The 9,949-nt window shown below is 50.5% G+C and carries 9 protein-coding genes; 3 read left to right on the forward strand and 6 right to left on the reverse strand.

What is annotated here, in order from left to right; genetic code table 11:
• Positions 1-247: 247 nt before the first annotated feature.
• On the reverse strand, positions 248-1,852 hold the full coding sequence (locus tag F4X88_13745) for a hypothetical protein (GenBank protein MYA57351.1): 1,605 nt from the start codon (positions 1,850-1,852) through the stop codon (positions 248-250).
• A 249-nt stretch (positions 1,853-2,101) separates the two neighbouring features.
• Here F4X88_13745 and F4X88_13750 point away from each other — a divergent pair, with 249 nt between their 5' ends.
• Positions 2,102-3,229: a Gfo/Idh/MocA family oxidoreductase gene (locus F4X88_13750; GenBank protein ID MYA57352.1), complete on the forward strand. Its 1,128-nt coding sequence runs from the start codon at positions 2,102-2,104 to the stop codon at positions 3,227-3,229.
• A 92-nt stretch (positions 3,230-3,321) separates the two neighbouring features.
• On the opposite strand, the gene F4X88_13755 is transcribed toward F4X88_13750, so the two are convergent.
• From F4X88_13755 to F4X88_13775, 5 genes are all read right to left on the reverse strand, one after another.
• Positions 3,322-5,451 (reverse strand): hypothetical protein, encoded by a 2,130-nt coding sequence (locus tag F4X88_13755; protein ID MYA57353.1) that lies wholly within the window; start codon positions 5,449-5,451, stop codon positions 3,322-3,324.
• Between the two features lie 27 nt (positions 5,452-5,478).
• On the reverse strand, positions 5,479-6,243 hold the full coding sequence (locus tag F4X88_13760; protein MYA57354.1) for a 3-oxoacyl-ACP reductase FabG: 765 nt from the start codon (positions 6,241-6,243) through the stop codon (positions 5,479-5,481).
• A 3-nt stretch (positions 6,244-6,246) separates the two neighbouring features.
• Positions 6,247-7,080, reverse strand: a complete 834-nt coding sequence (locus tag F4X88_13765; GenBank protein ID MYA57355.1) for a bifunctional 5,10-methylenetetrahydrofolate dehydrogenase/5,10-methenyltetrahydrofolate cyclohydrolase — start codon at positions 7,078-7,080, stop codon at positions 6,247-6,249.
• A gap of 150 nt (positions 7,081-7,230) precedes the next feature.
• Positions 7,231-7,425: a hypothetical protein gene (locus F4X88_13770; protein MYA57356.1), complete on the reverse strand. Its 195-nt coding sequence runs from the start codon at positions 7,423-7,425 to the stop codon at positions 7,231-7,233.
• Between the two features lie 60 nt (positions 7,426-7,485).
• The gene (locus F4X88_13775; protein MYA57357.1) at positions 7,486-7,668 is read right to left on the reverse strand and encodes a hypothetical protein; all 183 of its coding nucleotides are present in this window, start codon (positions 7,666-7,668) and stop codon (positions 7,486-7,488) included.
• Between the two features lie 139 nt (positions 7,669-7,807).
• Here F4X88_13775 and F4X88_13780 point away from each other — a divergent pair, with 139 nt between their 5' ends.
• Complete coding sequence (locus F4X88_13780; GenBank protein MYA57358.1) at positions 7,808-8,980, forward strand: hypothetical protein; 1,173 nt, start codon at positions 7,808-7,810, stop codon at positions 8,978-8,980.
• A gap of 17 nt (positions 8,981-8,997) precedes the next feature.
• Entirely contained in the window at positions 8,998-9,834 is an 837-nt protein-coding gene (locus F4X88_13785) for an SMP-30/gluconolactonase/LRE family protein (GenBank protein ID MYA57359.1), read from the forward strand.
• Positions 9,835-9,949 lie beyond the last annotated feature (115 nt).

Below are 9,949 nucleotides of genomic sequence, written 5' to 3' on the forward strand. Positions count from 1 at the left end.
AAAAGGGTTCTCTTTCTTCAAAAAATTCAGAAATTAATTATCAAACTCACGTTACTCTAAACACTGACAGATCCGCAGTGTCGGTTCCGAGAACCTCAGCATAAAGTTGGGTTTCGCTATAGGCGTGAGGTCGTCTAATGGGTCTGGCGTTGAGAATTGTTTAGGGTATCGTCCCCTGCTTTTCTCTACTTCGCTCTACCCAACCTACTGCATTCCTCTTCCGATCTCTGACGGTTGATGACTCTCATTACGGATGCTGTGCCCCCGCTTTCGGTTTCTCTTTTGGGGCATTGGCATCCGGTCCGAAACGGACATGCAGGGACGCACCCGGGGCGTGTGCCTTTCCGAAAAGCAGATGCTTCACACCCCAAAAAATAACCGTCGATCCTACCAGCACGACAAGCCCCCAGATCAATGTCTGTAGAACCCATTCATTAAATGAAAAGAGACCCGCTGTCTGTTTCGGGACCGATAGGGGACCAAGTGCCATCAGGATAGTACAGATAATTGCGTTGAGCGTAATCACACCCTCCGTCACCAGCCGATGTGGACTGAAACCGACTAAGGCGCGCTCAAAGTTGAAGATAACCATCCACCACAGGAATACGAAATAGAGGAGCTGCCCCTTCCCCAACCAACTCGTCGGGAGAAAGGCAAGCGGTTCGCGGAAGTGTGCCGACAGAAGCCACACACAGGCGATACCGAGACCGATGTAAAAAAGTTCAAACCAACCTACCCATCCCCGTGAATGCCGAAACCAACCGACAACAGGCAGCCCAAAAAACCGTTCCGGTAAGCCTTCAACCAAATCCACCCACGTCCCTGCCGCCTTCCGATAATTGACGTATGTCAGTAGAATTAGCACAGTGAACACAGCGAATATTTCCATCCATTGCGGGAGATGTGTGTTGGTTTCTAATAGCGGTGCCCGGTTGAGAAGGAGACCAAACGGTATCGCGATACCGAGTCCGAAGAGGAAGCCTTGCGTCTGCTCCATGACGCTGTGCCAGTTCGTTTGGAGTCCCGTTCGGATGTAGACGAGTTTCAACAATTGTCCAAATGAGAACGCGATACCGCCTCCGAAACCCGCCATTAGCGTAGTGAAAGCCACACCGCTGAGTTCATAACGTGAACAATATCCCAAGATCCCGATAACCATACCGATACACCCCGCCCAATTATCTCCACGCGGGGGGGTCATACGGAGACGGAAGACATTTACCAACAACAAAAACCCGCCGAACCAACAGATGCCCAGATACAGGACAAGGTTCGTGCCCATATCCAAACCGCCACGGAAGAGCGCGACAATCAGCGCGGCGAGGATTGCCACCAATGCGGACACCCAATCCGTGTCGTACCAATAGAGCGGACTTTCGTGGCGTTGCATCCGTCTTGGCGCGAGCACCCGATCGATGATTACCGCTTGAAGCGACCAACCGATGAAGACCGCCGCGATTGGCGTAAAGAGGAGAGACAGTTGAGCTTGCGTCAGAAACGCAGGCAGCGCCGTGCCAGCACCGCCGAGGGCTGCCCACAGGAAACCGATAACGAACAAATTCGCAAACCCGTAAAACACCGTCAGTGGGCGTGGAGAATGACTATACCCGACGACCATCATATACGACATACTTCCGCCGAAGGACCAACCGATTGCTCCAAACAAAGCGAAGTAGTGAACGTGTCGCCACCAGTCCTCTCGTCCAGAGAGGAGTGCAATTGCCATCGCTCCGAGCGCACCGGCGAGTGCTGCACCATATTCATGCCCGAAGTTGCCGCGTATCCCCCATCCAACACATACAGATAATCCACACAAAAGCACCATCTGCCACGGGATAATTGCCATGTCCATACCTATAACCTCCATCTTACACGCAATTTGTTGTATCTATTATGAGCGTTTTTGCTTTTATTGTCAACTTCCCAATTACCCTCGTCTTTCTGTAGGAACGCGCTGTGCTCGCGATGTTTCCCAACTGATGATTGATAGTCTCTCTTGCTCAAAACTGACGACTGAAAACTGAAAACTATAAATTGCATCTATTTCGCGTATATGATACGATAGACGCATAGAAAGCGTTATCTGCCGGAGGTAAAAGATATGAGGCGTATACGGATAGGTGTTGTCGGATGTGGCGCAATCGCGCAAGTTCATCATCTCCCCAATCTCACCGCACTTCATCGGGAATTTGAGGTATCCATCGTTTGCGATCTTTCACAGGGCGCAGCACAAGCAGTCTCGAAACGGTTCAATGTCCCGCAATATGTAACGGATTACAATGCGTTGCTCAGCTCAGATGTGGATGCCGTTCTGCTGTGCCACGGGGATCCAAAGACGGAAGTCGCACTCGCTGCGTTTAAGGCGGGGAAACATGTTTTCATTGAAAAACCCGTCTGTTTTTCACTTCAAGAAATGGATACGATGCTCGCCGCCCAACGTGAAGCAGACACCGTCGCACAAGCCGGGTATATGAAGGTCCATGATCCAGCCTTCCAATTCGCCAAGCGTGAAGTGGATGCAATGGAGAGTTATCGTTTTGTGCAGATCAACCATCTCCATCCGAATAACAGTTTACACCTGAGCCAATTCGATGTCGAGCGGTTTGACGATGTTCCTACGGACGCATTTAAGCCTGCCGGCGCGGCACGTGAACAAGCACAGGCAGAAGCCATTGGTGATGTCCTTTCACAAGCCGGACTCGAAAGCGACATCCAAAGCAAGGCAGCGCGGGTGTTCTACTTGCTTGCGGGTAGCATGATTCACGACATCTACAGTTTACGGGTAATGCTCGGTTCGCCGAGTGAGGTGGTGAGCGCGGAAGTCTGGGCGGAAGGACGCGGTGTGACGATCGTGTTTGGGTATCCGAACGGTGCACGCTGTGTCGCGACATGGGTCGATCTGCCGGATCTCTGGGACTTTAAAGAAACGCTGGAAATCTACGGCGACACCAAACGCGTGATTGTCTCCTATCCGACCGGTTTTTCACGGGGTATCCTGTCAGAGGTAACGATACACGGGATAGATACCGATGGCACGACCTATAGCAAGACACCGGCTATTGAATGGGAGAGCGCGTTTGTGCGGGAATTGCGTCATTTCCATGCGTGTATCACACAAGGTGAACCGTGTTATACCTCGCTGGAATCCGCGCGGAACGACATCGCACTCATTATTGACATTGTGCGGTGCTATGCCGAACGAAAACCTATTGTATGTGAAAAAGGATAGATGTATTGAAAGGACGAGAAGTCTGGGTAGATATGGAAACCCACCCAGACAAATGTATGTGTCGCGATCCAGAGATCGCGCTTACTTCGGAATTATTCCTGTTCCACGGGTTCCGCGGGTTCCATCGGTTGCTCTGGTTCTGCTGGCATCATGCCATCATCCATGTCCTCCCCTTTTATCGTGACCGTTGTATCTCTGGAACCCGTTACAATAAAGCCATCGATAGTGAGTTCTGCCTCAACGGTCGGTGGGGGGCCGATGTCTTCTGGAAGCGGAAGTTCATCTAACGGTGGGAATCCTTCAGGCAAACGGAAGTCTCCTGGTATTTCACCGTCTCCATCGCCATCACCGTTTCCGTCCTCTTCAGGCATTTCACCATCACCCTGATCACCTTCATCACCCTCTTCAGGCATTTCACCGTCTTCTGGTGGCAAGAACCCTTCAGGCAGTGGGAAATCCCCTGGCGGTAATCCAGGGAAACCGCCACTAAAACCGGCAGGGGTCAGTGTTACCGTGATGAGACCCGGATCCACTTGATTTTCTTCCATCCGTTTGATGAGTTCATCCAGATTTTGTGGAACAGGTTTCTCCTCTTCGTCCCCGAATCCACCAAATCCGAAATCTAAGATAGCATCAGGGGGTGGTGCGAATTCCCCGCCAGGAATAAAAAAGTCTAATGCATTTCCAGAAACATTGATGTTTGCTTCACCCGCAGGAAAGTCATCAGGCACCTCAAGCGTGACCTCTCTCTGAATCGTCCGTTTCTCACCTGCAGTGCTCCAGTGTGGAACGAGGACGACTGAAACAGTGACACTCTCACCTGGTATAATCTCTTCAGGCGCGATAACTTCTGCAACCTCCGCTTTCGAGATTTGCGGTTTGTCTGTAATAGAGATAGATACCGCTTTCAATGTTGCTTGACCCGCACTGTTTGTAAGTGTATCACTAAAAGCCTGGACAATCCGATCGACATTTAGCAAGACATCCAGAAATGGGATCGGAGAAGCACTTCTGAAGGGTTCAGTATAGACGGTTTCGGTTTCCTGAAACTGGAGTGTAACCGTGCCGTCTACTGTCGCATTACTTAATTCCATCCGAAGAGCATCCATCGTGATCGCTGCAACGAGCGGAATATACCACTCTTGCCCGTATGCCACGCGATGGTGTTTTTCTATCGCTGTTGTGCTGTTCGCGGGGTGATAAGCCGTCTTAACAGGAATCATTGGTGGCGGTGCACCGAGTTCACCCACTATCGCTGGTGTGAGATCCTTTGTTATCACCCCGATTGGGTTCCCGTAAGCGGAAGCAGATTTATAGGATAACGAAAGATTCGGGACAATGCCATTGACAACGGCTCTATATACTGGTAACGCAGACTTCCCATCACCAAACATCGGATGCCCGAACGCTACAAATGTATTGTCATAAACCTGCGTGACGGTTCCGAGACCTATTGCGTTAGCGATGTCTCCTGTTGCTATGGCAGCACCAATCATATCCCCTGGTGAGAGTCTCAATGAAACCCCTGCCGGCGGTGCAGCAGGCGCGCCACCGATGTCAGCAAAAAGTTCAACGAAATTGTATCGTGAGTTAGATAGATACGCAGAGAGTTCTTGAATTCTGTGCGGTTGTATGCCAGTAATCATTACGGGTGTTTTAACGGGCGTGTAAGTCGCATGAATCCCAGCAGCGGGAGCCGCAGGGGCATCCGCTTGCGCAAGTATCTCACCGAAGGTTTGGTGATCGATTGCTGCTTCCATCGCATCAATGGATGTCACCCAGAACCGAGTGGGGGCTGTTGAGAAGGTGTTAGTATAGGCAACTGCACCGATGATACGCCCCGGAGGCCCCACAGGGCTCCCGGACATCCCTTGCGCAATGCCGCCCATTGCCTCAACCGATTCGTCCATCAGTTCGCACTCATAGAGCGGAAACCCGAAACCGAAATCCCGAACCCCACGGAACCGAGCATTAATCACGACTCTGCTTGTGCCCTCAAGCACTGTAACGATTTGGACAGGCGTTTTATCCGTCAGTTTTCGTGCCTCGTCTTCATACATGTTTTCTAAGACGATGTCGCCTAAGAGCGGTGCGGCACTGAACCCAGTTATTAGGTCGCCTGCCACCGGATTTTCAAGTTGTGCCTGCTCTTCATCGGGAGAGCAGCTCAGTTGGCAAAGCACCACAATAGCGACGCTTGCCAGCACAAAAAACTTTTTCATTTACATTCCTCCAGAGTAGAGTTCCCTCTACCAAGCCACCCAACCGCCATCAACAGCAATCGTTTGTCCAGTCACCCAGTTCGCCGCCTCTGATGCTAAGAACAGCACAGCACCGACAACCTCGTCCACCTCGCCGACACGCCCCATCGGGATACGGCGGACAACGTCCTCATAAAATTCCTTGCGTTGTAAAAGGACATCTGCAAGCGGAGTCCGCGTAAACGCTGGTGCCACAGCATTCACCGTGACATTATGCGGTGCCCATTCAACGGCGAGTCCCTTCGTTAGCAGCACGACCCCGCCTTTGCTTCCTGAATAGGCAGTCCGCAACGGGCCGCCTACCAAGCCCATCGTCGAGGAGATATTAATAATTTTTCCGCTCTCTCGTTCTATCATCGGTTTCACGAGCGTCTGCGTTAGGAAGAACAGTCCTTTGAGATTCAGATCATAGATCGCGTCCCAATCCTCTTCGGTTAACTCGAGTGCAGGTTTCGGACGGTTCGTGCCAGCGTTATTAACGAGCACATCGACTCGACCCCAGACATCGAGTGCGGCTTGTGCCCCTGCCGCCACTTGTGCCATATCGCTGACGTCAAACACAACCGACTCCGCTTCACCTCCGTTTGCCCGGATCTCACCCGCAACCTCCTCAAGATCAGTCGGGGTGCGGCTATTCAAGATGATTTTTGCCCCCATCTGTGCAGCGGCGAGTGCAATCCCTCTGCCGATGCCCTTGCCGGAGCCAGTGATTAACATGACCTTATCTTTTAATTCAAATCCTGGAAACGCCATTACTTAGCCTCCAATCGCTAATTTCAAAGTATTTTCTAATAACATTGCGCGTGTCATAGGACCCACACCGCCGGGGACCGGGGTTATAAATCCTGCCACCTCTTTAACTTCCTCAAATTTAACATCCCCAACGGCACATCCATTGACATGATTAATCCCGACATCAATGACGATAGCCCCAGGTTTCACCATGTCTGCGGTTACAAACGCCGGTCTACCCACTGCGGCGACGATAATGTCCGCTTTCTGCACCTCCGCTGTCACGTCTGTCGTTCGAGAATGACAATACGTAACGGTAGCATTTCGATTCAACAGCATCAATCCAACGGATTTCCCGACCAGTGGACTCCTACCGATACAGACGGCGTGTTTACCTTCAATCTGCTCACCCGTTCGTTCAATCAGGCGGATAATTCCTGTCGGGGTACAAGGCGTTACCCCTTCTCTGTTAATGAGGAGATTTCCTAAATTGATCGGATTCAACCCGTCTGCATCTTTCTGGGGGGAAATCTTATCAATGACGGCTTCTTTATCTATACCCGCTGGGAGTGGCATTTGCACCAATATCCCATGAATATCCGTTCGCGCATTGAGGGCTTCAACGTGCGCAATCAGGGTGTCTTGGTTAATGTCTGCGGGTAAGCGATGGACTTCGGAGTGAAAATGCACCTTTTCACAGTCACGTTGTTTGTGTTTGATATAGAGCGTTGATGCAGGATCATCACCTACCTGAACAACAGCGAGACCTGGTGTGAATGTGAGTTTTTTTAGTTTTCGCCGGATCTGGCTCCGGACGCGTTTCGCAAGTTGACTACCCTTAAGGAGTTCGGCTGACAAATCCCTATTCCTCCAATTTACACTTCTCTTGACACACTACGGTATCGTAGCATAATTCGGTTTCTCTATAGGAGGGACGACACCTCCCGATGCTTCTCAAACCAAAGAGAACCCCCTATAGAAACGGGTGATGCTCTGACGTTAGAATCACTATTCAGTCCCATTTTGTGGCACCCCAGGCGGAGGTTCAGTGAAAGTCTCGCCTCGCGCCTCCGCCCCCGTTCGCCGAGCCTGCCATGCCACGATCTCTTGATACACCTCAGCTTTCCCTTCAGCTTTCCCCTCAGCTTTAGCCACCTGAATTCGCTTTTCTTGTCTCGCTAAATACCAATCTGACAATAACATGAGTAAATCTATGCCTCCCACTATCATTCCAATGTATGCGACACCAACCGGTATAAAGTTCTAAATATCTTTCAGAACATTTTGGACAGATTCGTGTCCCTTCCAACCCCTCGCCAATTCATAATCTAAAGCGATATAGCTATAAACGACAACAAAGAGAGAAATCAGAAACAGGACAACTCCCGCTTTCCCTGTCCGCCAAAAGTCTCTGACGGCTTGCCAAAAAGGACCCGCTCCTTTCAAAACACCCTCCATGAAATTAAAAATATAATAGCATGTCCAACACGGAGTGTCAACGAAAAATCAGTTGCCTTTTTAAGGTAATTATTGACCTTTTCTCGTGGATACTGTATAATTTACAGCAAAAAGGTAGGTGGGAAATATGATTCATGTAGGTGTGGGACATTCGCAAAGCCTCTCAACTTCGGAAGCCGCGGAGCGCGCGACTCTGATGGCAATGGGAAACGCAGGCATCGCTAAAGCCGATCTTGCAATCGTATTTGCAACCCTTAACTATCAAACGGAATATGAGCACCTGTATCAAGCGGTTCACTCTAACGCCAATTGTGATGAACTCATCGGATGTAGCGGGATGAGCGTACTGACTTCAGCCGGGGAGTTTGAAGAAGAACCGACTCTCGCCGTAATGGTTATCCGTAGCGATCAACTCTCGGCAGTCTCCTTTAGCGCACGAGGCACAGCAGCTGAAGTCGGCGAACAGATACAAAAAGACATTCAATCTGGACGCGACGATGACTCCCTTCTCGTGATTTTCCCGGATGTTCGGACGGTGAACCCAGCAGAACTCGTGAAACACATCGGTGACGACGGAACAGAATTGCCCCTCGTGGGTGCGGCTGTCTCTGGCGACGCAACAGGCGCGCAGATGTATCATTGGAGAGGCGAAGAGGCAACGGAAGGAGGACTGACGGGTATCCTCTTAACGGGTGATTTCAACACGGAAATCGGCGTCGCCCAAGGCTGTCAACCCGTCGGTAGACCTCGTGAGGTTACAAGAGCAGAGGGACGCGTTATCTTTGAGTTGGACGATGAACCGGCATTGGAAAACTTTAAGGGAACCTTACAACTGCTAACGCAAGAGGACATTCGTCGTTCAGGTGGCACGGTTTTTGTCGGCATCGCCATGGACCCTGAAAACAGGAATCCGATCCGCGGAGATTTTCTGATTCGTAATCTTGTCGGTATTAACGAGGAGCACGATGCACTCGCTGTATCCGAGGAGGTAACGGAAGGACAATTGGTGCAGTTTCATCTGCGAAATCCAAACGCCGCTGCAGAAGAAATACAAGTGATTCTCACGCGGTTAGCGGAAAAAACACGGCAACATCCACCCGCATTCGGGCTTTATTTCAACTGCTTAGGTCGGGGCAAGGGGTTATATGGCGTAGCAAATCACGACATCAGCGTGATCCAAGAGAAGTTTCCAGGACTCCCCGTTATCGGATTTTTCGGGAATTCGGAGTTCGCACCCATCGGTGGACGCAACTTCGCGCATGCCTATACCGGTGTATTTGTGCTTTGCACCGCAAATTGAATTCAAGGAATCAAAAAATGAACGAAGAACTGTTTGTCAGTCAAGAATTTACACCCGTTAACGGATTTACATCGGGAATCGAGGGACCCGGCTGTGATGCAGAGGGAAACCTATACGCTGTTAACTACGAGCGGCAGCATACCATCGGCAAGGTGACACCCGACGGCACAGCCAGCATTTTTGTTGAACTCCCAACGGGAAGTATCGGCAACGGCATCCGTTTCAACAGTGAAGGCTTCATGTTCATCGCCGATTATACAAATCACAACGTCCTGAAAGTGGATATGGACACACGGGACATCACCGTGCATGCCCACGAACCGACAATGAATCAGCCGAACGATCTCGCCATAGGCGCGAACGATATCCTCTATGCGAGTGACCCAAATTGGGGCGCGTCAACCGGACAAATCTGGCGGGTCGATACGGATGGAACCGTGACCTTACTGGAAGCCGATATGGGCACAACAAACGGCATTGAAGTCAGTCCCGACGAAAAAGTGCTTTACGTCAATGAATCCGCGCAACGGAACGTCTGGGCGTATGACCTATCCCCGGAAGGAGAGGTTAGCAATAAACATCTCCTGATTCAGTTCCCGGATTTCAACATGGACGGCATGCGGTGCGATATTGAAGGCAATCTCTATATCACCCGGCACGGCAAAGGCACAGTGGCGAAACTTTCTCCGGCAGGTGAGGTGCTGTTGGAAGTCGAGTTAACGGGTAAGTTATGCTCCAATATCGCTTTCGGGGGTCCAGATGGACGCACCTGTTACGTCACGATGGCAGACAGGGGAAACGTAGAGGTTTTTCGCGCCGATCTACCCGGTAGAAGTTGGCAGTTGTTCCAGTAAACCTATTGACACCATACTGAAACGCTCTTGACAGGTGCTACATTTTGTGGTATTATTATATGATGAAGTTTCATAATTTAATTCGGTAATATTTTTATATGTGTTATGTTACTGC

The organism is Candidatus Poribacteria bacterium (assembly GCA_009839745.1).
Lineage (GTDB): Bacteria > Poribacteria > WGA-4E > WGA-4E > WGA-3G > WGA-3G.